At 63.5% G+C, this 23265-nt stretch carries 16 protein-coding genes; 5 read left to right on the forward strand and 11 right to left on the reverse strand.

Going from position 1 to position 23265, the window contains the following annotated elements:
- Positions 1–20: 20 nt before the first annotated feature.
- Positions 21–3101, reverse strand: a complete 3081-nt coding sequence (locus tag EA798_RS17740; protein ID WP_122099792.1) for an MdtB/MuxB family multidrug efflux RND transporter permease subunit — start codon at positions 3099–3101, stop codon at positions 21–23.
- On the reverse strand, positions 3098–4342 hold the full coding sequence (locus EA798_RS17745) for an MdtA/MuxA family multidrug efflux RND transporter periplasmic adaptor subunit (protein ID WP_106158669.1): 1245 nt from the start codon (positions 4340–4342) through the stop codon (positions 3098–3100). Before EA798_RS17745 ends, EA798_RS17740 begins: the two co-directional genes overlap by 4 nt.
- A 283-nt stretch (positions 4343–4625) precedes the next feature.
- Between EA798_RS17745 and EA798_RS17750 the strand changes: the two genes are divergently transcribed.
- Positions 4626–6092 carry a lipid II flippase MurJ gene (locus EA798_RS17750; RefSeq protein WP_122099793.1) on the forward strand — a complete coding sequence of 489 codons (1467 nt, stop codon included), beginning with the start codon at positions 4626–4628 and terminating at the stop codon, positions 6090–6092.
- 109 nt (positions 6093–6201) lie between these two features.
- Here EA798_RS17750 and EA798_RS17755 read toward each other — a convergent pair whose 3' ends face one another.
- Positions 6202–7389: an NAD(P)-dependent oxidoreductase gene (locus tag EA798_RS17755; RefSeq protein WP_122099794.1), complete on the reverse strand. Its 1188-nt coding sequence runs from the start codon at positions 7387–7389 to the stop codon at positions 6202–6204.
- Positions 7390–7436: 47 nt separating this feature from the next.
- On the opposite strand from EA798_RS17755, the gene EA798_RS20555 reads away from it, so the two are divergent.
- Entirely contained in the window at positions 7437–7712 is a 276-nt protein-coding gene (locus EA798_RS20555; protein ID WP_147456789.1) for a hypothetical protein, read from the forward strand.
- On the opposite strand, the gene tpx is transcribed toward EA798_RS20555, so the two are convergent.
- The 5 genes from tpx to EA798_RS17780 form a co-directional block, all read right to left on the reverse strand.
- A complete protein-coding gene (gene tpx, locus EA798_RS17760; protein ID WP_106158666.1) occupies positions 7705–8205 on the reverse strand; it encodes a thiol peroxidase in 501 nt (166 codons plus the stop codon). The two genes, EA798_RS20555 and tpx, sit on opposite strands and share 8 nt — an antisense overlap.
- Before the next feature lie 87 nt (positions 8206–8292).
- Positions 8293–9636, reverse strand: a complete 1344-nt coding sequence (locus EA798_RS17765; RefSeq protein WP_106158665.1) for an alanine/glycine:cation symporter family protein — start codon at positions 9634–9636, stop codon at positions 8293–8295.
- A gap of 473 nt (positions 9637–10109) precedes the next feature.
- Positions 10110–13790 (reverse strand): translocation/assembly module TamB domain-containing protein, encoded by a 3681-nt coding sequence (locus EA798_RS17770; protein ID WP_122099795.1) that lies wholly within the window; start codon positions 13788–13790, stop codon positions 10110–10112.
- On the reverse strand, positions 13787–15469 hold the full coding sequence (locus EA798_RS17775) for an autotransporter assembly complex protein TamA (protein WP_420849568.1): 1683 nt from the start codon (positions 15467–15469) through the stop codon (positions 13787–13789). The genes EA798_RS17770 and EA798_RS17775 overlap by 4 nt, the downstream gene beginning before the upstream one ends.
- Before the next feature lie 195 nt (positions 15470–15664).
- Positions 15665–16300 (reverse strand): GNAT family N-acetyltransferase, encoded by a 636-nt coding sequence (locus EA798_RS17780; protein WP_122099797.1) that lies wholly within the window; start codon positions 16298–16300, stop codon positions 15665–15667.
- A gap of 201 nt (positions 16301–16501) precedes the next feature.
- Between EA798_RS17780 and xthA the strand changes: the two genes are divergently transcribed.
- Together xthA and EA798_RS17790 are read left to right on the forward strand one after the other, a co-directional pair.
- Entirely contained in the window at positions 16502–17314 is an 813-nt protein-coding gene (gene xthA / locus EA798_RS17785; protein WP_122099798.1) for an exodeoxyribonuclease III, read from the forward strand.
- A 92-nt stretch (positions 17315–17406) separates the two neighbouring features.
- Positions 17407–18765: a phosphate ABC transporter substrate-binding/OmpA family protein gene (locus tag EA798_RS17790; RefSeq protein WP_122099799.1), complete on the forward strand. Its 1359-nt coding sequence runs from the start codon at positions 17407–17409 to the stop codon at positions 18763–18765.
- A gap of 74 nt (positions 18766–18839) precedes the next feature.
- Here EA798_RS17790 and EA798_RS17795 read toward each other — a convergent pair whose 3' ends face one another.
- Positions 18840–20066 carry an acyl-CoA dehydrogenase gene (locus EA798_RS17795; protein WP_038659999.1) on the reverse strand — a complete coding sequence of 409 codons (1227 nt, stop codon included), beginning with the start codon at positions 20064–20066 and terminating at the stop codon, positions 18840–18842.
- Between the two features lie 146 nt (positions 20067–20212).
- Between EA798_RS17795 and EA798_RS17800 the strand changes: the two genes are divergently transcribed.
- Entirely contained in the window at positions 20213–21124 is a 912-nt protein-coding gene (locus EA798_RS17800; protein ID WP_011913327.1) for a LysR family transcriptional regulator, read from the forward strand.
- 24 nt (positions 21125–21148) lie between these two features.
- Here EA798_RS17800 and gntR read toward each other — a convergent pair whose 3' ends face one another.
- Both gntR and EA798_RS17810 read right to left on the reverse strand, forming a co-directional pair.
- Positions 21149–22168 (reverse strand): HTH-type transcriptional regulator GntR, encoded by a 1020-nt coding sequence (gene gntR, locus EA798_RS17805; RefSeq protein ID WP_122099800.1) that lies wholly within the window; start codon positions 22166–22168, stop codon positions 21149–21151.
- Positions 22169–22224: 56 nt separating this feature from the next.
- A complete protein-coding gene (locus tag EA798_RS17810; RefSeq protein ID WP_122099801.1) occupies positions 22225–23241 on the reverse strand; it encodes a TRAP transporter substrate-binding protein in 1017 nt (338 codons plus the stop codon).
- Positions 23242–23265: the final 24 nt, after the last annotated feature.

Consider the following 23265-nt stretch of genomic DNA (forward strand, 5'->3'; position numbering starts at 1 on the left):
CCGCGCGATTGCAGTCCGGCTCACGCTTGCGCCTCCGCCAGCGGCTCGCGACGGCGCCCGAAGCGCTGGCCGAGGCGGTCGAAGAACAGGTAGATCACCGGTGTGGTGAACAGCGTCAGCAGCTGGCTGAGCAGCAGGCCGCCCACCAGCACCAGGCCGAGCGGCTGGCGCAGTTCGGCACCGGAGCCGGATGCCAGCATCAGCGGAATCGCACCGAACAGCGCCGCCAGGGTGGTCATCAGGATCGGCCGGAAGCGCAGCAGTGCCGCGCGGTAGATCGCATCCTGCGGGCTCATGCCCTGCTGTCGTTCGGCCTCCAGGGCGAAGTCGATCATCATGATCGCGTTCTTCTTGACGATGCCGATCAAGAGGATGATGCCGATGATCGCGATCAGCCCCAGGTCGTTGCCGGTCAGCAGCAAGGCGAGCAAGGCGCCGACCGCTGCCGAGGGCAGCGTCGAGAGGATGGTGATCGGGTGGATGTAGCTCTCGTAGAGCACGCCGAGCACGATGTACATCGTCACCACCGCGGCAAGGATCAGCAGCAGCGTGCTCGACAGCGAGGCGCGGAACGCCTCCGCCGCGCCCTGGAAGCGCGTCTGGATGCCGGCCGGCAGGCCGATTTCCTGCTCCACCGCCTCGATCACCTGCACCGCCTTGCCCAGCGACACGCCACTGGCCAGGTTGAACGAGAGCGTCACCGCCGGGAACTGGCCGATATGGTTGATCAGCAGTGGCGCGTTGCGCTGCTCAAAGGTTGCCAGGCTGGACAGCCGTACCGGCGTGCCACCTTCGCTTTGCACGAACAACTGTTCCAGCGCCTGCGGACCAAGACGGTTGCCCGCCTCCGCTTCCAGCACCACGCGGTACTGGCTGGCCTGGGTGAAGATGGTGGAAATCTGCCGCTGGCCGAAGGCGTCGTACAGCGCATCGGTGATGTCCGCGACCTGGATACCCAGACGCGCCGCCGCGTCGCGATCGATGTCCAGGTAGATCTGCAAGCCATTGCTCTGCAGGTCGCTGGCCACGTCGGTCAGTTCCGGCCGTGCACGCAGGGCCTCGACCAGGCGCGGCGTCCACTCCTGCAGCAACTCGCTGTCCGGCGTTTCCAGGCTGAACTGGAACTGCGTGCGGCTGACCCGATCCTCGATGGACAGGTCCTGTACCGGCTGCAGATACAGCTCGATACCCGGCACCTTGGCCAGCTCCGGCCGCAGGCGATCGATCACCTGGCTGGCGGTCTGGGCGCGCTCGCCGTGGGGCTTGAGGTTGATCAGCAGGCGGCCGCTGTTGAGCGTGACGTTGTCGCCATCCACACCGATATAGGACGACAGACTGTCCACCGCCGGGTCGGCGAGGATCACCCGGGCCAGTGCCTGCTGGCGCTCGCTCATGGCGCGGAAGGAAATCGACTGTGGCGCCTCGCTGATGCCCTGGATGACGCCGGTGTCCTGCACCGGGAAGAAACCCTTGGGCACGGCGAGGTAGAGCACCACCGTCAGCCCCAGCGTGGCCACCGCCACCAGCAGGGTCAGGGTCTGGTGGCGCAGCACCCAGGTCAGCCAGCGCGAGTAGCCGCCGATCAGCCGCTCGACCCAGTCCGGCTTGGCCTCGGCGACACTGTGCGGCTTGAGCAGCTTGGCGCACATCATCGGCGTCAGGGTCAGCGAGACCACCAGCGAGATGAGGATGGCCACCGCCAGGGTGATGGCGAACTCGCGGAACAACCGGCCCACCACGTCCTGCATGAACAGCAGCGGGATCAGCACGGCGATCAGCGAGAAGGTCAGCGAAATCAGCGTGAAGCCGATCTGCCTGGCACCCTTGAGCGCGGCGTTGAGCGGTGTCTCGCCCTCTTCCAGGTGCCGCGCGATGTTCTCCAGCATGACGATGGCATCGTCCACCACGAAGCCGGTGGCGATGGTCAGCGCCATCAACGTCAGGTTGTTCAACGAGAAGCCGCACAGGTACATCACGGCGAAGGTGCCGACCAGCGACAGCGGCACCGCGATCGACGGGATCACCGTGGCCGAGAGCTTCTTGAGGAAGACAAAGGTCACCATCACCACCAGGAAGGTGGCGAGCATCAGCTCGTGCTGCACGTCCCGCACTGCGGCGCGGATGGTCTGGGTGCGGTCGGTGAGTACCACCACGTCCAGCCCGGCCGGCATGCTGGCCTTCACTTCCGGCAACAGCGCCTGGATGCGCTCGACCACCTCGATGACGTTGGCGCCCGGCTGGCGCTGGATGTTGAGCAGCACCGCCTGGTTGTCGTTGGCCCAGGCGGCCAGGCGCTCGTTCTCGGCACCGTCGACGATATCGGCGACGTCCTTCAGGCGCAGGGCGGCGCCGTCCTTATAGGTGAGGATGAGCTCGGCGTATTCCTCCGGCGTCTTCAACTGGTCGTTGGCATCGAGCATCGACACCCGGGTCGGCCCGTCGAAGTTGCCCTTGGGCTGGTTGACGTTGGAGCTGGTGATCAGCGAACGCACGTCTGCCAGCGACAGCCCATAGGCCGCCAGCGCCTCGGGGTTGGAGCGGATGCGTACCGCCGGGCGCTGACCGCCGGCGATGCTGACCATCCCCACTCCGCTGATCTGCGCCAGCTTCTGCGCCATGCGCGTATCGACCAGATCGTGCAGCTTGGGCAGCGGCAGCGACTCGGAGGTCACCGCCAGCGTCAGTACCGGCGTGTCGGCCGGGTTGACCTTGTTGTAAACCGGCGGTGCCGGCAGGTCGTTGGGCAACAGGTTGTTCGCCCCGTTGATCGCCGCCTGCACCTCCTGCTCGGCCACATCCAGTGCGACATCCAGCGAAAAGCGCAGGGTGATCACCGAGGCGCCGCCGGAACTGGTCGACGACATCTGTGCCAGCCCCGGCATCTGGCCGAACTGGCGCTCCAGCGGCGCGGTCACGGCGCTGGTCATCACCTCCGGGCTGGCGCCCGGATATAGCGTCATCACGCGGATGGTCGGGTAATCCACCTGCGGCAGCGCAGCCACTGGCAGCAGCTTGTAGGCGATCAAGCCGGCCAGCAGGATCGCGACCATGCTCAGCGTGGTCGCGACCGGGCGCAGGATGAACAGACGGGAGATGTTCATTGCGCCTCGCGCTCCGCGGCCTCGCCGCCACCGAGCACCGGGTTCTCGGCGGCCTCTTCGGCCATGCGGCGACTGCCGACCACTTCCACCTCGGCACCGTCACGCAGTCGGTCGGTCCCTTCCATCACTACCCGCTCACCCACCTCGAGCCCCTCGAGCACCACGGTCGTCTCGCCGTTGCTCGGCCCGGCCTTGAGCAGACGCAGCTGCACCTTGTCGTCCTCGCCAACGACGTAGGCGAAGGTGCCGCGCGAACCAAACTGCAACGCAGCCGAGGGAATCAGCACCGCATCGCGCAGGGTTTCCACCCGCAGGCGAACATTGACGAACTGGTTGGGGATGAGCAGTTCCTGCTCATTGTCGAAACGCGCCTTCAGTCGCAAGGTGCCGGTGGTGGCGTCGATCTGATTGTCGATGCTCTCCAGCACGCCTTCGCCGAACATGACCTTTTCACCACGATCCCAGATCTGCACGGCCAGCTTGTCGCCCTGACGGTAGCGGGTCAGCACCGGCAACAGATCGCCTTCCGGCAGCGTGAAGCTGATCGACATCGGTTGCGTCTGGGTGATCACCACCAGCGGCGTGGTGTCATTGGCGGCGACCAGATTGCCGACATCGAGCTGGCGCAAGCCAACCCGCCCGTCGATGGGCGAGCGAATCTGGGTGAACTCCAGGTTCAGCCGTGCCTCGTTGACCGATGCCTGATTGGCCGCCAGCGTGCCCTGGTACTGGCTGACCAGCGCTTCCTGGGTATCCAGCGTCTGCTTGGCAATGCTGTCGTCGGCGTACAGCCCGCGATAACGCTCGAAGTCGACCTGGGCGTTCTTCAGCTGCGCGCGGTTCTGCTGCAAGGTGCCTTCCGCCTGCTGCAAGGCCACCTTGTAGGGCCGCGGATCGATCACGGCGAGCAGATCACCCTTCTTGACGCGCTGCCCCTCCTCGAAGCGCAGCTCGACCAGCTCACCCGCCACGCGGCTGCGCAGATTCACCGTATTGAGCGGTGTGACGCTGCCCAGCGCCTTGTTGAATACCTCGAACTCACCCTGCTCCACCTTGGCGACGCGCACGGGAACCGCCCCGCCGAACGCACCGAAGCCCGGACGGCCGCCCGGGCGCTGCGGCTCCTCCTTGCTGGGAGCAGGCCATAGCCACCAGAGCAGCGCTGCGATGGCAAGGACAACGAGGATCAGGAGCACCCAGCGGAGGCTGGAGCGCGCGGGAGTGGGATGCGTCTCGGACATGAACGGAGTTCGCTTGAAAAGGAGCGTGAACCATAAGCAGTCGCGAACCGCTCGCAAAGTGCCTTTACGGCATTTTTACGTATCGACATGTATGTCGGCCCGCTTTGACCCTCCCGTCCCGGAACCATGCAGCAGGTCTTAAGTCTATTTACCGTTCTTCTCGCTGCACCGGGTTTGCACGTGAAGAAAGCTGTGGGCAGGCCATGCGTCTGTCAGCACGCCGAATCGGACATTGTCGTGTCGTTAACGGGCTATCGCATCGATGGCCGCAAAGGATCAAGGAATGAATGTATCGCTGGTCATCCTGGCGCTCACCGTCGCCAGTTTTCTTCTCGGCTTCCTGCGTGATCTGTTCATCGCCCGCTCATTCGGCCTCAGCTGGGAAGCGGACCTCATCTTCGTAGCGCTGATACTTCCGCTTTTCTTCGAGAACTTCCTTGGCCTGGCGTTGCGCGATGCCCTGATCCCGTATCTGCAAAAGCTGCGCAGCCAGTCGCAATCGCTGTTCGAGGCGGTGGCGCGGTGGCTTTACTGGCGCATCATGCTGCTCGGCGGCGCAGCCTGCCTCTTGATACTGCTGACCAGCTATTGGGTACTCAATGCACTCGCGCCGGGCTGGACGCCCGAGCAGGTCGCCAACGGCCAGCTGGTCTTCTGCGTCGGTGCACTGCTGATCGGCGTGCAGGCAGCGCTGTACTGCCAGGGCGCCTTGTTGAACATGGATAACGTGTTCATTCTGCCGATGACCCGCACCCTGCTGCTCAATGCCGGCGCGATCGTCGGCATCCTCCTGTTCGAACCCAGCGGCATGGTCATCTTTCTCGGCATGCTGCTGCCCCAGGTGGTGCTGATCGTCCTGCAGCATCGCCGCATCCATTACCTGCGCGGCGAGACGATGCCGCTTGAGAAAGGCCATGGCAGTCAGTTCGGCCTGGCCTTCGCCCCGGTGCTGATGGCCGCGGGAGCCCAGCAGGCCTGCATACTGGCGGAGCGGATGTTCGCCTCGTTTCTCGAAGAGGGCAGCATCACCATGCTCTCGTTCGCCTTCCGCATCGTCACCATACCCCTGACGCTGTATGCGATGTCGGTGCTGTCCGTGCTGTTCCCGCAGTTCTCGGCGAGCTGGAACGACCGGGATCACACCGGCCATGCCGCCGTGATCCGCAAGGGGCTGCTGGCCACGCTTCTCTTCCTGGTCCCGGCGACCGTGGTGCTCTGCTCCTTCCCGGAGGCGGTGGTGTCGGTGCTGCTGGAGCGCGGCGAGTTCGGTGCCGAGCAGACCCGGGCGACGGCCTCGCTGATGGTCATCTACGCGCTCGGCCTGCCAGCGATGGGCCTTGCGCTACTCTGGGGGCGCGCGCTGCTCGCACAGCATCAGGTCCGCCTGTTCCTGGTGATCACGCTGATCAGCTCAGCCATGACGATCGGTCTGGATGCTGCGCTTTACCGACATTACGGCGCCGCCGGCCTGGCATTGGCCTTCTCCAGTGGCGCGACACTGCAGGCGACGTTCATGGGATTGTTCGTCTATCGGGCCTCACCCAAAGGGGCCGGCATCGCGGTGCTGGCCCGCTGGCTAGGGACGGCAGTCGTGGTGGCCGTTGCGCTGCATTTCGTGCCCCAGCCACATGGGCTGATCGAGCTAAGCCTGTATATCGGGCTGGTACTCGCAGCATTTGCCGCCGGCGTGACACTGCTTGGCGAGCGTGACCTGTTCCGGCTTCGCTACTGGTCCATGCGAAAGGCCTGACTACCCCTGCGCCCAAGCCAATCGTTGCATCGAGCTCACGCAGAGGAGTCGCGCAGAAACAAAAAGGCCGCTGTCGATGACAGCGGCCTTTTTCTCGAAAGGGTAGCGCTCAGCCGCCGAAGGCCAGCATACCCATCGTGTTGATGCTCGGTGTAGTCCAGGTTTCGGTCTTGCTCTCGACTTGGACCAGACGCGGTTTGCGCTGCTCCATGACGATATCCAGCGCGCGGCTCGGCAGGATGTCGATGTCGTCGAAGGTGATGATCTGGCCCGGCTCGACGGCGCGCTTGAGCGCCGTCTTGCGCAGCAGGCCGATCGGTACGTGGTCCGGATGCTGGGCCAGCTTGATCGCCTCACCGCGGAACTGGAACCCACCGATGCCGCGTTCGATCAGCTCGCCCGGTTTCATCGCACGCTTGGCGATCGCCGCAACACCCAGGGTCGGCTCGGTGGAGTTATTGAGCAGCACGCCACCGCCGCTGAGTACGCGGCGTACGGTCTTGCCCACTTCCAGAGAGCACAGGTGGAACGGACGCACCAGGGTGTAGAACGGTCCGCGGCCCAGCTTGAAGTATTCGATGGCCTGCGCCTGGTCCTCGTCGTGCTTGCCGACCAGAAATACGCCGCCCGCCGGATAGCCCGAAGGGATCACATAATCCACGATCGGCTGCCCTGCCCGCTCGGCCATCATGCCGAGGAGACTGGCGCTATCGTCCAGATTGGTCGAAGCCAATCCTTCCATACCCTGACGGGTGATGGTCGCGCCGAGACCGTTCCCGATGATCACCTGCTCGATCTGCACCTTGGTGCCGTCGGTAAACGAGGTGGTTTGGTCGATGCTGATTCCCTGGCGATTGGCCCAGTAAGCCATGTCCTCCGGCGAAGGATCATGGTTCAGGTAGCCTTTCATATTGCCGTAGACCAGCGGCTCGAAACCCATCTGCAGAGCATCTTCGCGCAACGCAGCAAGAGAGCCCGGCTGGTCGCCCTCCGCTTCGGTCAGGAAGCCTTTGCCTGCCAGATACGAACCGGTGGTTACCTGCAGCTCGGCATTGACGGTAACCACTTTAAGCCCGGCCTCGAATGCACGCTCGATGACCGACGTGCCGTGGAACACGTCACCGCTGCACTCGACAATAAGATCGGAATGGTCGATCAGCTCGTCCAGTGAATTGGTGAGCACATCCGCGAGCGGAAAGTCAGCCATCGAGGAAAGCGGGCGGCGTGTCAGAACGCGGGATATTTCCATGTCCGGATAGTGATTTCTGATCAACCGTACAAAGCCGCGGGCGATCATTCCGGTTCCGGAAACACCGATTCTCTTGATCTCTGAAGTAGGCATAAATGAATCCATTCAATGGGCATCAGCGCTATGACAGCAGCCGAGCGAAAAGATTTTTGAAAAGCTGCCTATTTGCCACTTTTGCAGACTTCTCCACACCCGGAATTCCTGAGGCGGGTGGCGTCACTGAAATTAGTTGCCGGGACGAAATTACGCTAATTGACGACGACAAGCGGTTGCCCGCCTGCCGATGGTTTTCTGTCGCCAGAAAAACGAAACGGCGAGGCCTGTTAAAGCGCCTCGCCGTTGAATGTTGCCAGCGGGTGAACGTCAGCTGAGTGAAGCGATTGCCGCATCGTAGTTCGGCTCGCTGCCGATCTCGCCGACCAGTTCGCTATGCAGCACGCGATCCTGTTCGTCCAGCACGACGACTGCCCGCGCTGCAACGCCGGCCAGCGGGCCGCTGGCAATGGCCACGCCATAGTTCACGAGAAACTCGGCGCCGCGCATGGTCGACAGGTTGACCACATTTTCCAGCCCCTCAGCGCCGCAGAAGCGCTTCTGCGCGAACGGCAGGTCGGCGGAGATACACAGCACCACGGTGTTCGCCAGCGCATTGGCCTGGGTATTGAACTTGCGCACCGAAGTGGCGCAGGTCGGGGTATCGACGCTCGGGAAAATATTGAGGATCTTGCGCTTGCCGGCGAACGCCGAGAGTTCGACGTCGGCGAGATCCGCGCCAACCAGGCTGAATGGCTTGGCCTGCTGACCGACTTGCGGGAACTCACCGGCTACCTGGACTGGCGCGCCTTTCAGAGTGATTTCAGACATTGCGTGGCTCCTTGATGCACAGAGGCAGAAAAAAGCCGTGGAACCTCAGTCAGCCCCACGGCTTTGAAAGATGGCCGACATCGGACATCAACTACGTGCGAAATATTCCTTGGTCAGTTTGACCACGACCGGACTCAGCAGCAGCAGCGAGATCAGGTTGGGGATCGCCATCAGACCGTTGAGCGTATCGGCCAGCAGCCAGGCGAAGTCGAGCTGGGCGATCGCACCGAACGGCACGGCCAGCACCCAGATCACCCGGAACGGCCAGATGGCACGGGTGCCGACCAGGAACTCCCAGCACTTCTCGCCGAAATAGCTCCAGCCGAGGATGGTAGTGAAGGCGAAGACCACCAGCGCGATGGTCAGGATGATGCCGCCGATACCTGGCATGGCTGATTCGAACGCTGCTGCGGACAGCGCCGCCCCGCTTTCGCCGCTGGTCCAGACGCCCGTGCAGATGATCGCCAGACCGGTCATCGAGCAGACGATGATGGTGTCGATGAACGTCCCCAGCATGCCGATCATGCCCGAGCGTACCGAGCTGGTAGTGGTGCCGGCTGCCTGGGCGATACCCGCCGTGCCGAGGCCCGCCTCGTTGGAGAAGATGCCGCGGGCGACACCAAAGCGAATTGCCGCCATGACCGCAGCGCCGGCAAAGCCACCGGTGGCGGCGATCGGGGTGAAGGCATGGGTGAAGATCAGATCGAATGCTGCCGGAATCGCCGAGACATTCACTACCAGTACCACTGCAGCGGCGATCAGGTAGGCCAGGCACATGAACGGCACGAGCGATGCAGCCACCACCCCGATGCGGCGAATGCCACCAAGGATCACCAGGCCGACGATCACCATGGTGACCAGGCCGGTTGCCCACAACGGTACCGCGAAGGTGGTTTCCAGGGCGTGGGCCATGCTGTTGACCTGCACCATGTTGCCGATGCCGAAGCCAGCCAGACCGCCGAAGATGGCGAAGGCTGTTCCCAGCCAGACCCACTTCTTGCCCAGGCCGTTCTTGATGGCATACATCGGACCGCCGACATGCTCGCCTCGGTCGTCCTTCTCACGGTAGTGGACTGCCAGAACAACTTCGCAGTACTTGGTGGCCATACCGACCAGCGCGGTGCACCACATCCAGAACAGCGCACCTGGGCCGCCGAGGAAGATGGCGGTGGCCACGCCAGCGATATTGCCGGTACCTACGGTTGCCGCCAGCGATGTCATCAGTGCCTGGAACGGACTGATCTCGCCCGTGGCTTCGTCACCCTTGGCACGTCCACCCCACATCAGCGCAAAACCGGTCGGGATGCGTGTCAATGGCATGAACTTGAGGAAGATCATCAGGAACAGACCGGTACCAAGGATCAGCACCAGCATGGGCGGGCCCCAGACGAGGCCATTGACGCTATTTACGAGGTTGTTCAGAAATTCCATTCGAGCACCTTATTTCTTATAAGCGAGTTCCCTCGCGTTAGGGTCGCGCTACCGTGGAGCCGTTGAAAAACATGACGCTTGTGGCGGTGGTTTTTCAGCGACCAGGTAACGACGATTCCGGTCCGCCTCTGGAGCCTGTAAGCGCTGAGGCGGCAGGCGCTTTGCAAGACTCGTGCTAGAGCGTCGCGCGGTTATGACCGCGACGGTCGGAAGCGTGGATGCTACCACTGCATTCGCTCGTTGGGCTTGGGGCAATCGCGCCAGATTAGGTGATCGAATCGACCTGCAAAAGCAGACCGACCGGTCAAGACCGGCACGCTGCCGTCCAGCGAGTACGAATGGCACGGAAAGCGAAAATCAGCGTAGCCCACTCTGGTGCGCCTGCCAGTCGTGTTTGATGCGCTTTGGTGCGACTTACGCTGCTGCAGGAGTGACCCGCGTCGGGCGGTGCATCCATGCGCAGCGGTAACTGATCAGAAATCGCGGCGGTAAAACACGTCCAGCGAGCTGGCCAGACCGCTGGCTGCTTCGAGGAAAATGCGACGAGTCAGTTGGTAGCGCAGCGCGATGGTATTGGTCGGCTCGAATACGCCGACGCCATAGCGCAACGCCAGCCGTTCGGTCAGGCGTCCGGTGGCGACCACGCTGGTACCGGCGCCGGTTCCTTCGGTGTCCAGCTGAAAATCCTGGATCCCCAGGCGTTGCGCCAACCCACCGGTGATGGATGAACTGCCAGCCAGGCCGAGGCCCAGCGCGGCCTGCGCCAACAGGTTGCTATCGCCGGTGTCCGCGCCCAGTGGCCTGCCAAGCACCAGATAGGCCAGGGCCTGTTCCTGACTCATGGCTGGCTCGGAAAACACGTCTATCCGCGGTTGCTCGGCGCTGCCGGTAATGCGCAGGCCGGCTACAACATTCTCCGCCTCGATTCGACGTATCGCTTCGATATTGAGGAACGGCTGGCTGATCAGGCCAGTGAACAGCAACTCGGCACGGCGGATGGTCAGCCGTTGGCCATAGGCGCGGTAGCGTCCGTTCTTCAACTGCAGTTCGCCGCGTGCATCGAGGTTGTCGCCGATGTGCAGATACCCGGCGAGATCGGCAGTCAGGCCGAAGCCGGTGAACCGCAAGCGGTCCTGACCCACCTCGACGTCGATATCCATTTTCACTGCCAGCGGGGTCGCCGGCTCTTCGGCCTCGCGGCCGACGATGACGGTGTCTTCGGAAACCCTGACGGTTGCCGGCGGCAGTTCGCGGACGGTGATCGCCCCCCGCGGCACCGCAACCCGCCCACTGACGGCGAGGTCCTGGCCGCTCAGCACGATACGCAGATCCGGCTCGACCTCGAGGTCCGCGTAGGGCTCGACCACTACCGGCAAGCGATTGCCTTTTATAGCCAGGTCCAGGTCCAGCGCATCGCGCCAATCCAGCGTGCCGCTCAGATTGCCGCGCCCTTGTTCGCCGGCACGCCAGTCGCCATCGATGTTCAGCCGTTCGCCCTCGATCAGCATGCGGACCCGCAGATCCTCGAACGTGGTTGGCAGCTCGCTACCGGCTATCTCGCCACCGCTAAGCAGCAGTTGGCCATTGAGCGTGGGTTGCTGAAGGCTGCCGGAGAGCTGGCCACTGCCGTTCAGCTGACCGCGCAAGCGTTCGACCATGGGCACGAACGGACGCGCCACGGCAAGATCGAGACCGCTCAGACGGAACTCGCCATCGATTGGCTTGTTCTCTGGACGCGGATCGATGCGTACCTGTACGTCGAGTTCGCCAAGCTCCCCGCCCTGGAAGCGCAGCTCGCTGTCGATCCGCTCGGGCAACAGTCGGCTGTTAAGGGCCAGGATCTGGTATGGGAAGTCGTGCCATTCATCCGCATCACGGATACGCAGCACGCCCGGGCCGGCATCGACCTGGACCCGCCCATTGGGGCCACTGGCGGGTAGGTCGAGCTCGATATCGGCGTTCAGTTCGCCTTGCCAGCGAAAGTCCTCGGGCAGGTACTCGGCAAGGGACTGCAAGGCGAAGTCGCGCAGCCGGTAACGAATCCGTGGCTCCGGCATGATGCGCTGATCTTCGGCGCAAAGACTGGCAGGACCGGAGCGCCAGCAATGCGCGCCGAGCTCCAGCCGGCCGTCGGCGAAGCGCTGCAATGAGGCTGGCCGCTGCAATGCCCAGTTCTGCTGTTCGGCACTGAGTTCGCCGCGTGTCAGCCGCCCCAGCCAGTCCTCGCCACGTAGCCCGCCGTCGACGGCCAGCGCCAGGTCAAGCAATGGGCCCTGCAGCCGCAGGTCTGCCTGATGCTTGTCTGCAGTGCCTTCTGCATTGACCTGTAGCGCGCCGAGATCGGTTTCACCTGCTCGAATATCGTCGGCGTTGAGCACCAGTCGGCCGCGCTCGCCGTCGGATAGCTGTCCCTGGAGGCTGAGCCGGCGCAATCGATTGTCCTGGTAGGCGAGATTACGCCCGCTGAGCTCGATCTTTCCGCTCGGCGCCGCAGCGGTGCCGCCCAACGTCACCTGACCATTGAGTTGCCCGCGAAGATCCGGCCAAAGCTGCGCCAGGCGACGCAGTTCCAGCTGCACGCGGCCGTCCAGTGTTTGCGCCCAGGCGCCCTCGCCATGCACCCGGTTGTCACCCATGCGCAGGTCAATGACAGGCAGGTTCCAGCGCTCGCCCTCCCCGCTGGCCTGCAACCGAAGGCTGGTGTTCTGGCCACGCAACCGTCCATTGATGTCCAGGCTGGCCTCGGCCTGCAGGCGCTCATCGCGCAAGGCGCCCTGGCTTTGCAAGGTGCCGCCGAGGTTGCCCGGCAATTCTGCCAGCCAGTACGCCGGGTCGAGATCGCTCAGGGCCAGATCGGCTTTCCAGTCGATGCCGTCGGCGAAGCCGACACTGACCGACCCCGTGGCACTACCCTGCCCGGCTCGCAGCTCCAGTTGCGGCAGGTGGACGGCCTCGAGATTGCCGCTGACCGGGCTGTTCAGCGTGAAGTCCCCAGCCGGACCGGCCATGGCCGATTCGAAGTTGCCGAGGTAGTTGCCATCCTCGTACTGAATTTGCGCCTTGAGGTCGCGCAGCGTCACCGGTGGCTCTTCGATCTCTGGATACAGCCGCCGCCAGGGAAAATCACGCCAGAGCAGATCGGCGTTCGCAGCCAAACCGTCCTGCCAGTCGACGTCACCACTCAGCCGTACGTGACGCTGCTGACCGGCGTCCAGCTCCAGCATGGCGATCTGCGCGCCGGTGGTGCTGACGACACCTTCGAGCGCGACCCGCACGGCGCCGCCATCTCCCGGTAAACGGGTGGTGCCGAGCAGACGATAGCCATCCTGCATGTTGCCGCTCGCCGTCAGCTCCAGATCATCCAGGCGCAAGGTCTCCGGCAGGTCAGGCAACGCCTTGAAACCGTCAGCATTCAGCCTGACGGTCGCAGGCAGCTGCTCGTCCAGCGCACGCACATGACCGCTGAGGCTGCCCTGCAGATAGCCCTGACTTTCGACCTGCAACTGCAGCTGTTCGCGCAGATCCCCTTCGATGGCGATCATCAGCGCCCAGGGTTGTTCGTCCGGGGACTGCAACGCAGCCTGCCCTTGCAATTGCAGCGGCCAGTTGCCGCTGGGTTGCAGGCGGCCGGTCAGCGACAGATCGAGATCATCCCGGCGCACGTCCAGACGCTGGATATCCAGGCCGTCAGCACGCCAGCTCGCCTGCAGCTGCAGGCGCCGCAGTTGCTCGGCGTCATTGAGCGTCACCTGCCCGATCTCGATGCGCTCTACCTGCAAAGCCAACGGCAGGTTGATATCCGGCAGGCTGAAAGGCTCGGCGTTGGGGTCCGGTTCGCTCGGAGGAAAGTTGAGATCGATATCCCCCGTCACCAGCTCATCGATACACAGGGTTCGTTTGAGCAGGCAAGCCGGCGACCAGGCGAGCCGGGGCTGCTGAACCTCCACGCGGCTGCCATCCTGTTCCCAGATCAGTCGATCAGCCTGCCAGCGTTGGCCGAGGCGCCCTTCGAACGCCTCGACCGTCAGACCGGGTACCTGCGCCAGCAGCCAGCGGCTGCCGGCTGACGTACCAAGCAGCGTGCCGAGCGCGATGGCCAGCAACAGGACAAGTCCAAGCAACGTCCAGCCTATGCCGCGCAACAACCGCCTCACAGCTCAGGCCCCATGGAAAAGTGCAGGCGGACACCGCCTTCGCTGTCCAGCGGATGAGCGAGGTCGACGCGAATCGGACCGACCGGTGACACCCAGCGCACACCAACACCGACTGCGCTTTTGAGGGTGGGGATCTCCAGCGAGTTGAAGGCGTTGCCCTGGTCGACGAAGGTCGCGACGCGCCATTTTTCGGCAATCGAATACTGGTATTCCGCGCTCACCGCAAACTGGTAGCGGCCGCCGATCTTGTCGCCGTCGGAGTTGGTTGGCGACAGGCTCTGATAGTCGTAGCCACGCACGCTCTGATCGCCGCCGGCGAAATAGCGCAGCGACGGCGGCACGTTGACGTATTCATCGGTCCAGTTGCCACCAAGCTGCACCCTGCCGAGAAAACGATGGCGCTGGCCGAGCGTAGTAAGTCCGCGCAGCAGGACGTTGGCGTGAACCAGATCTGCATCGGACAGCACGCCGGATTTGGCCGCCGCCACTTCGAACTGCAGGCGATAGCCATTGCTTGGGTCGATGCGATTGTCACTGCGCAGATAGCTGTAAGCGATGCCAGGCATCAGCAAGGTGCTGATCCCCGAGTCATCGCCAAGCTTGTATTCCTCATGCTGCCACTTCAGCGAAACCACGCGCAGCCAGCCGCTGGGCAACCGGCTGTGCCATTCCGGGCCGACCTTGAGCAGACGGCTCAGCGTATCGGTACCGGCAATTTCCTCGTACTGGTAGCCGCCAACGAAACGCAGCTTGTCGGTCAGCGGTGGATCGAGCGGAATGTCGTACCACAAACCGACGTTCTGCCGCGGCGCAGACAGTTCGGTTTCAGCGCCATAGCTGTGGCCCTGGGGGTTCACCCAGTGGCGGGTCCAGTTCAGCCGAATGCGTGGGCCGACATCGGTGGAATAGCCCAGACCAAGGCCGAACGTGCGCGGCTTGCGTGTGGTGAGTGCCACCGCGACGGGAATACGCTGATCGCTGGCGCTGGTTGGGTTGGCATCGACGCGCACACCTTCGAAGTAGCCACTCGACTGCAGTGCCTGGCTAAGCTCCGCGATCAGCTCGGAGTCGTAGGGGGTATCGGCATCGAACGGCACCATGCGCCTGAGCAGGTCGTCATCGAACGGCGCATCGCCTTCGAATCGCACGTCACCCAGGCGGTAGCGTGGCCCGCTGTCGAAGACCAGCTCGACATCCGCGGTATTCTCCCGTGGGTCGACGGCGAGCCGCTGGCGAGTGAAGCGGCCATCGAAATAGCCATAGCGCGAAGCCTGGTTGAGAAATTGCTGTTTCACGTCCTCGTAACGGCCGTGATTGAGCACATCGCCCTGGCGCAGGCTGCGCTGTGCGACCCGAAAGCCTGAGAACTCCGCTGCCGGCCCGTCCAGGCGGACCGTGATGTTGCGCAGGCGCACCGGCTCACCGGTCTGGACGCGCACTACCAGAGTCGGCTCATCGCCTTCACGTACATCGGTTCGGATTCGGCTGCGATAGTAGCCCAGCGCTTGCAGTGCCTTTTCCGCTTGGCGCTGCGCTACCCGGCTGTAGCGCAACAGCTCGTTGGCATCGCGATCGCCCAGCTCGCCAATGTAGTTCTCGATGTTCTCGCGAAGCGCCCGGTTCTGTGGCTCGATACGAACGTCCAGTTCGGCGGCGCTGGCAGAAATGCCGCTCAACATCAGGACTGCGGCTACCAGCGGGCCGATTCGGTTCGATTTGCACATGGCGCGCAATGCTAACACGGGCTCGCGGGGATGCCAGAACCCGCTGGTTAGACGGTATGTAAGGTGGCTTTGCGGGGGGACGGGCATCGGCTGACATCGCGTGGCTTCAGACCAGTCAGACTGACCCGCCCGGATAAAATTCGCCCACACCTAACGCGCCGCTTCCATCCGCCTTGGCGCAGGATGGAAAAAGATATGTTCCACCACCGGCCCGACGGCAATCTGGCCGATTTCCTCGTAGCCCTGTCGCTGGTAGAAGTTCAGGTAACGCGGGTTGCCGGTATCGATCACCAGCCCCTGTGAGGTTTCATCTTCGGCGCACCACTCATGGACGGCCTGGAGCAGCTGCTCGCCGTAATGCTGCCCCTGAAACTGCGGATGTACACCGAGCAGCGGCAGCAGATGCACCGCGCCAGAGGGCAGGCAGGCCAGCACCGCTGCGTGATAATCCAGATAGCGGCGCGTACAACGGAACCCCGCGGTCAGCAGCATACGTGCGCGCCAGGCCCAGCTTTCGGTGATATCCAGCCGGCGTTGCGGTGGTGCGATCAGCGCGACGGCGATCAACCGGTCGTCCAGCAGCAGGCCCAAGGCTGGCTGTTGCTGTAGAAAATGCTGGTTCACCAGTTCCCGCACTGTCGCGCGCACTCGCTGCTGGTAGCCGGGACGGTCGGCTTCGAACAGGTAGGCGAAGGTCGGTTCGTGACGGTAGGCGTGATACAGCAGCGAGCGTGTTTCGCGGTCATAACCACTATCGAGCGTGCGAACCTCGGCAGACATCGGCATGGCAACTTCTCGGCTTTTTTTCAGGAGGAGTGATTGCAACTTAGCAGCGCTTCGGCCGCCCCGCCACGCCGCGGACGTTTAGCAGTTGGTAAGCCTGACGGCACCTCTCTAGAATCAGTGCTTTCTGCTCACGACAGACTGGCTTGTCAGCAGCGCCTGCCTGCCGCGAGCTGCAGCCACTTACAGCCTTCACGGATTCTCATGAAAATCGTTTCTTTCAATATCAATGGATTGCGCGCAAGACCTCATCAACTTTCTGCGATTATTGAAAAGCACCAGCCGGACGTCATCGGCCTGCAGGAAACCAAGGTTTCTGACGAACAGTTCCCACAGGCGGAGATCGAGGCGCTCGGCTACCACGTCCACTACCACGGGCAGAAAGGTCACTACGGAGTGGCCCTGCTTTCGCGCCAGGCACCGCTGGAGATTCACAAGGGCTTTCCCGGCGATGGCGAGGACTCGCAGAAGCGCTTCATCTGGGGCCGATTTGCCGATGCCAGTGGCCTACCGGTCACCGTCATGAACGGCTACTTCCCCCAGGGCGAAAGCCGCGCTCATCCGGTGAAGTTTCCCGCCAAGACCAAGTTCTATGCCGATCTGCAGGCCCTGCTCGAACAGCGTTTCAGCCCGGACGAATCGCTGGCGCTGATGGGTGACTTCAATATCTCGCCGCAGGATTGCGACATCGGCATCGGCGAGGTGAATGCCAAGCGCTGGCTGCGCACCGGCAAGTGCAGCTTCCTGCCGGAGGAGCGCGAGTGGCTGGGACGCCTTAAAGGCTGGGGCCTGCAGGACAGCTTCCGCACCCTGAATCCGGAAGTCGTCGACCGCTTCAGCTGGTTCGACTACCGCAGCCGCGGCTTCGAGGACGAGCCGCGCCGCGGGCTGCGCATCGACTACATACTCACCACCCATGCGCTGCATGAGCGCGTGACCGGTTGCGGCGTGGATTACGACATCCGCGCGATGGAAAAGCCATCCGACCACTGCCCGGTCTGGATCGAGCTGCGCTGAAGGCGTCTACCCTGCCCCTCCGGCGTTTCGTCTGTCATCTTTCGGTAACCGGATCGTCTTAATCTCGCGGCCTTCTACAAGGAGGTCGCAAGATGAAGCCAGGCTTGATTGGACGGTTGAGGAAACGGGCGCTGCCCCTGCTGCTGCTCGCCGCGGCGAATGGCAGTTTCGCCGCGCTGCCGGTGCCCGCAGACGGTTCTGCCGTATTGCTCGTACAGGGTTCCAACACCGTGGGCGCCAAGCTCGCACCGATGCTCATCGCCGGGTTGTTCGAGGCCGAGGGCTTTCAGGACATCAGCATTCAGCCGACCGAGGTGGAGAACGAGCAGCGGGTCAGCGCCCGCACGCGCCAGGGCAAAGCGGTAATCGCCACGGTGGCCGCGCATGGCACCGGTACTGGCTTCGCCGGGCTTAAGAATGGTCAGGGTGATCTCGCAGCAGCGTCCAGGCCGATCAAAACCAGCGAGCGTGCCGAGCTGGCCGAACTGGGCGAGATGCGCAGCGTCAAGGCGGAACAGGTCATTGCCATCGATGGTCTGGCCATCATCGTGCACCCAGGCAACCCCATCGATTCGTTGACCACCACGCAACTGGCCGGGCTGTTCGCCGGCGAAATCCGCAACTGGCGCGAGCTCGGCGGACAGGACCTGCCGGTGCGGCTGCACGCGCGCGATGACCGTTCCGGTACCTACGACACCTTCAACGAGCTGGTATTGGCGCGTCAGGGCAAGTCGCTCTGGAGCGATGCCCGCCGCTATGAATCCAACGACGAACTGTCCCGCGCGGTCACCCTGGATGCAGGCGCCATCGGCTTCACCGGCCTGGCCTCGCTGGGCAAGGCCAAGGCGCTGGCCATCGCCGATGGCGACTCGCAGCCGATGCTGCCCTCCCGCGCCCTGGTCGCGACCGAAGACTATCCGCTGTCGCGCCGGCTGTTCCTCTATGCCCATCCGCGCCAGCAGACGCCCTGGACCGCGGCCTACATCGAGTTCATCCATAGCAAGGCCGGCCAGAATATCGTCGAGCGATCCGGCTACGTCGCCCAGCATGTCGAAGCGATTCGGCAAACTGCACTCGCCGACATGCCAGCCTTCTATCAGCAACTGGCGAGCGAAGCCCAGCGCCTGACGGTCAACTTTCGCTTCGAGGAAGGCAGCGCCCAGCTGGACAACAAGGCCCAGCGCGACCTCGAGCGGGTCACCGATTATCTGCGCGAGAACGGCAAGCTCACCGACAGCGCAGCACTGGTGGGCTTCGGAGACGCAACGGGCGATCCGGCGCGCGCGGCACTGCTCTCCAAGCTGCGCGCCATGACGGTCCGTCGCGAGCTCAATAAACGCGGCGTGTTTCTCAAGGAAATCAACGGAATGGGTTCAGAACTTCCAGTTGCTTCTAATGACGCCGGCAGCGGCCGGGTAAAGAACCGCCGCGTGGAAGTCTGGGTGTACTAAAGCGATGCGTTAAAAAAGGCAAAGCCACCGTTCGTGGCTTTGCCTTTGGTCCTGCCTGCGCGACGGGCGACGCCTCAGCGGCTGCGCAGCGCCTCGCGCGGCACGTACTTGCCCAGCTCGTGACGGGCAATGGCCACCCGATGCACCTCGTCCGGGCCATCGGCCAGGCGCAGGGTACGCTGCATCGCCCACCAGTGCGCCAGCGGGAAGTCCTCGGAAACCCCGGCGCCACCGTGGATCTGAATGGCGCGGTCGATGACCTTCAGCGCGACGTTGGGTGCGACCACCTTGATCTGTGCGATCTCGCTGGCGGCGATCTTGTTGCCTACGGTATCCATCATGTACGCCGCGTTCAGCGTCAGCAGGCGCGCCATGTTGATCTCGATGCGGCACTCGGCGATGTAATCAAAGTTGGCACCCAGCCGGGCCAGCGGCTTGCCGAAGGCGGTGCGGCTGACGGCGCGTTCGCACATCAGCTTGAGGGCGCGCTCGGCGACACCAATCGAGCGCATGCAGTGGTGAATGCGGCCCGGGCCAAGCCGGCCTTGAGCGATCTCGAAGCCGCGGCCTTCGCCGAGCAGGACGTTCTCGTAAGGCACGCGCACGTTTTCCAGCAGCACTTCCGCGTGGCCGTGCGGCGCGTCGTCGTAGCCAAACACCGGCAGCGGGCGCAGCACCTTCACGCCGGGGGTATCCATCGGCACCAGGATCATCGAGTGCTGGGCATGGCGCGGCGCATCCGGGTTGGTCAGGCCCATGAAGATCATGATCTTGCAGCGCGGATCGCAGGCACCGGAGGTCCACCACTTGCGACCGTTAATGACCCACTCGTCGCCCTCGCGCACCGCGCGGGCTTCCATGTTGGTGGCGTCGGACGAGGCCACACCCGGCTCGGTCATGCCGAAGGCCGAACGGATTTCGCCGCGCAGCAGCGGTTCCAGCCACTCGCGCTTCTGCGCCTCGCTGCCGTAGCGCACAAGCACTTCCATGTTGCCGGTGTCCGGCGCCGAGCAGTTGAACGCTTCCGGGCCGAGGCCCGAGCTGCCCATGATTTCCGCCAGCGGTGCGTATTCGGTGTTGGTCAGGCCGGCGCCCAGTTCCGATTCCGGCAGAAACAGGTTCCACAGCCCTTCTGCCTTGGCCTTGGCCTTGAGCTCCTCGACGATAGCGGTCGGCTGCCAGCGGTCACCTTCGGCGACCTGCTGGTAGAACACCTTTTCGGCGGGATAGACGTGAGCATCCATGAACGCTTGCACGCGCTCTCTCAGCTCTTGAACCTTCGGGGAGTAGGCGAAATTCATGGGCGACAACCTTCTGGCAGGTAATGTTTTGTAGTTTTGAATGCTAGAGGAGGCCTGGTGATTTATCTAAGCTATTTTCCTCGTGTATAAACATTCATCACCGATATATGATCGGCGAATTCCGATACACGCCGGAGAGCACAACAATGAACCTGAACAAGGTCGATCTGAATCTATTCATCGTCTTCGACGCCATCTACACCGAAGCGAATCTGACACGCGCCGGGCAGATCGTCGGCATCACCCAGCCCGCGGTTTCCAACGCCCTCGCCCGCCTACGCGAAACCTTCAACGATCCGCTGTTCGTGCGCACTGCCCAGGGCATGGTGCCGACGCCAATGGCGCAGAACATCATCGGCCCGGTACGCAATGCGCTGCAGCTGCTGCGGGTGTCGGTGCAGGAAAGCCGGACCTTTAGCCCGGCGCAGGCGAACAAGACCTTCCGCATCAGCATGACCGACCTCACCGAGGCGGTGATGCTGCCGCCGCTGTTCCAGCGCCTGCGCCGCCTGGCACCGAACGTGAAGATCGAGAGCATGCTGGCCAAACGCCGCGAGACGACCAAGGAACTGGCCGCCGGCCGCCTGGATTTCGCCATGGATGCACCGCTCAACACCGACCCTCAGGTTCGCCACGTCAAGTTGCTGGAAGATCGCTACATCTGCGCCATGCGCCGCGGCCACCCGCTGGCCAAGGACAAGCTCACCCTGGAGCAGTACCTGTCGCTGTCGCACATCCACATTTCCAGCCGCCGCAGCGGGCTGGGTCTGGTGGATCTGGCGTTGGGCAAGATGGGTCTGCAGCGCAAGATCGCCCTGCGCTCGCAGCACTACCTGATGGCGACTCAGGTGATCGACCAGACCGACATGGCGGTGACCGTTCCCGAGCGTTTCGCCCGGCGCCACAACCTGCACCAGGTCGACCTGCCGGTGGACATCATGCCGCTGGAAACCCACATCTACTGGCATGAAAGCACCGATCAGGATCCAGCCAACCGCTGGATGCGCGAGCAGATGATCGAGATCGCCCAGCAGGTCACCGCGCAGCAGGACCTCTGACGCGCTGGCGGGTGAAAGCCCGCCTCAGGCGCTGTCGCGCATCACCACTTCGAAGCCCACATCGATACAACGCTCGGCCGGCTGCTGACCCCGCATCAGGCTCAGCAGCATCTGCGCCGCCAGCTCGCCGATCTCGCCACGCCGGGTGCGCACCGTGCTCAGCGCCGGCCGCATCCATGCCGCAGCCGGCAGGTCGTTGAAACCGGCGATTGCCAGCCGCCCCGGCACTTCGAGTCCCAGCTGATGGGCGCGAAACAGCGCCCCGAGGGCCAGGTCGTCGTTGTTGAAGAACACCGCGTCGATCTGCGGATGCTGCGCCAGCAGCCGATCCAGTAGCTCCGCGCCAAGCCCGATGGACGACAGCTGCGGCGTCAGCAGCTCCAGCGTCGGCTCATAGCGACCGGCGTCGCGCATGGCCTGACGGTAGCCTTCGGCGCGTTGCAGGGTCCGAGGGTCGAGCTGCGCCGCGGCGAAGGCGACGTGACGGTAGCCGCGCTCAAGCAGGGTGCGGGTCATGGCCACGCCGGCTTCCAGCTGCGAGAAGCCTACGCAGTAGTCATCCGGCCGCTCGCTCAGCTCCATCAGGGTGACCATCGGTGCTGTGTAGCTGGCCAACACCGCACGCGCGGCCTCGCTGCGCTCGAAGCCGGTGATCAGCAGCCCGGCCGGCTGATGGGCCAGGTAGGCGCGCAGCAATCGCTCGTCCTCTTCGGGGCGATAGTGGCTGACGCCGATCATCATCTCGTAGCCCGCCGGCATCAGCACGCGCTGGATGGCCTCGACCGTGTCGACGAACACCGCGTTGGACAGCGAAGGAATGATCACCGCGACCAGATTGGAACGCGAACTCGCCAGGCTGCGCGCCGCCGGATGCGGCACGTAGCCGAGCGCCTTGACCGCCTGCTCGACACGCTCACGCAATGCATCGGAAACCAGATCCGGTTGCGACAGCGCGCGGGATGCCGACATCAGCGAGCAGCCGGCGCTACGTGCGACATCCGAGAGGGTTATCCGCTCGGCAGAGCGGCGACGGCGTGTGGTCATGATCAATCCAGCATCTGAAGGCGGCGAATTCTATCAGCGGTATGGAAAGCAGCGCCCTACTGGGACGCTTTCTCCACTTCGGCCTGCACCTGGTCGAACAGCTCCTGGCCAACCGCGTCGATCACCGTCTGGATCGCGGGCTGCGCCCTCTCGCGCATGCGCTGGATCTCGTCGGCACTGACCTCGTTGATCTGCATGCCACGCTCTTTCAACGTCGCCAATGCCTGGCTGGCCTCGCGGCGGGTGTCTTCACGCTCGGCATCGCGCGCCTTTTCCGCGGCTTTCATGAGGATGTCCTGCTCGGTCGCGGACAGCCCATCCCACCAGCGCTTGGAAACCGTGACGATCCAGGGGCTGTAGACGTGGTTGGTCACGCTCAGGTACTTCTGCACCTCATAGAACTTGGACGAGAGGATGGTATTGAACGGGTTTTCCTGGCCGTCCACCGCCTTGGTTTCCAGCGCCGTGAACAGCTCGGAGAACGGCAGCGGCACCGCGTTGGCGCCCATGCGCTTGAAGGTGTCGATGAACACCGGGTTGGGCATCACGCGCAGCTTGATGCCATTGAAGTCTTCGTACTTTTCGATCGGCCGGGCGCTATTGGTCACGTTGCGAAAACCGTTCTCCCAGTACACCAGTCCGACCAGCCCCTTTTCCTCGAGTTTGTCCATCACCTGCCTGCCTACCGAGCCGTCCAGTACCTGATCGGCCTGGCGCGGATCGGTGAACAGGAACGGCGTATCCCACACCGCCATCTCCTTGCTGATGCCGACCAGCGTCGCGGTCGAGCCAACCATCATTTCCTGCGCGCCGCCGATAAGGGCGTTCTGCATCTGGTCGTCCGAACCGAGGCTGGCGGAGGCGAAGGTACGCACCTTCAGCTTGCCGCCCGAGGCCTTGGCCACTTCCTCGGCCAGCAGCTTGGCTGCCCTGCCCTGGTTGCTGTCTTCGTTGAGCCCGTAGCCGAAGCGGATCATGCGCGGGCGGATGTCGTCCGCGGCCTGCGCGTAACCGAGGCTGAGTGTGCTGCCGAGCAAGGCGGCAGCCAGGGTGCTGATGAGAAGTCGTTTCATGTCGCGTTACCTTCTTGTTGTTGG

It is taken from the genome of Pseudomonas songnenensis, assembly GCF_003696315.1.
GTDB lineage: Bacteria > Pseudomonadota > Gammaproteobacteria > Pseudomonadales > Pseudomonadaceae > Stutzerimonas > Stutzerimonas songnenensis.

What these genes read in the sequence shown, in the direction of transcription:
- EA798_RS17740 (WP_122099792.1), bottom strand. Translation starts at nt 3,101, where the DNA reads ATGAACATCTCCCGTCTGTTCATCCTGCGCCCGGTCGCGACCACGCTG.
- EA798_RS17745 (WP_106158669.1), bottom strand. Translation starts at nt 4,342, where the DNA reads ATGTCCGAGACGCATCCCACTCCCGCGCGCTCCAGCCTCCGCTGGGTG.
- EA798_RS17750 (WP_122099793.1), top strand. Translation starts at nt 4,626, where the DNA reads ATGAATGTATCGCTGGTCATCCTGGCGCTCACCGTCGCCAGTTTTCTT.
- EA798_RS17755 (WP_122099794.1), bottom strand. Translation starts at nt 7,389, where the DNA reads ATGATCGCCCGCGGCTTTGTACGGTTGATCAGAAATCACTATCCGGAC.
- EA798_RS20555 (WP_147456789.1), top strand. Translation starts at nt 7,437, where the DNA reads ATGAATCCATTCAATGGGCATCAGCGCTATGACAGCAGCCGAGCGAAA.
- tpx (WP_106158666.1), bottom strand. Translation starts at nt 8,205, where the DNA reads ATGTCTGAAATCACTCTGAAAGGCGCGCCAGTCCAGGTAGCCGGTGAG.
- EA798_RS17765 (WP_106158665.1), bottom strand. Translation starts at nt 9,636, where the DNA reads ATGGAATTTCTGAACAACCTCGTAAATAGCGTCAATGGCCTCGTCTGG.
- EA798_RS17775 (WP_420849568.1), bottom strand. Translation starts at nt 15,469, where the DNA reads ATGTTGAGCGGCATTTCTGCCAGCGCCGCCGAACTGGACGTTCGTATC.
- EA798_RS17780 (WP_122099797.1), bottom strand. Translation starts at nt 16,300, where the DNA reads ATGCCGATGTCTGCCGAGGTTCGCACGCTCGATAGTGGTTATGACCGC.
- xthA (WP_122099798.1), top strand. Translation starts at nt 16,502, where the DNA reads ATGAAAATCGTTTCTTTCAATATCAATGGATTGCGCGCAAGACCTCAT.
- EA798_RS17790 (WP_122099799.1), top strand. Translation starts at nt 17,407, where the DNA reads ATGAAGCCAGGCTTGATTGGACGGTTGAGGAAACGGGCGCTGCCCCTG.
- EA798_RS17795 (WP_038659999.1), bottom strand. Translation starts at nt 20,066, where the DNA reads ATGAATTTCGCCTACTCCCCGAAGGTTCAAGAGCTGAGAGAGCGCGTG.
- EA798_RS17800 (WP_011913327.1), top strand. Translation starts at nt 20,213, where the DNA reads ATGAACCTGAACAAGGTCGATCTGAATCTATTCATCGTCTTCGACGCC.
- gntR (WP_122099800.1), bottom strand. Translation starts at nt 22,168, where the DNA reads ATGACCACACGCCGTCGCCGCTCTGCCGAGCGGATAACCCTCTCGGAT.
- EA798_RS17810 (WP_122099801.1), bottom strand. Translation starts at nt 23,241, where the DNA reads ATGAAACGACTTCTCATCAGCACCCTGGCTGCCGCCTTGCTCGGCAGC.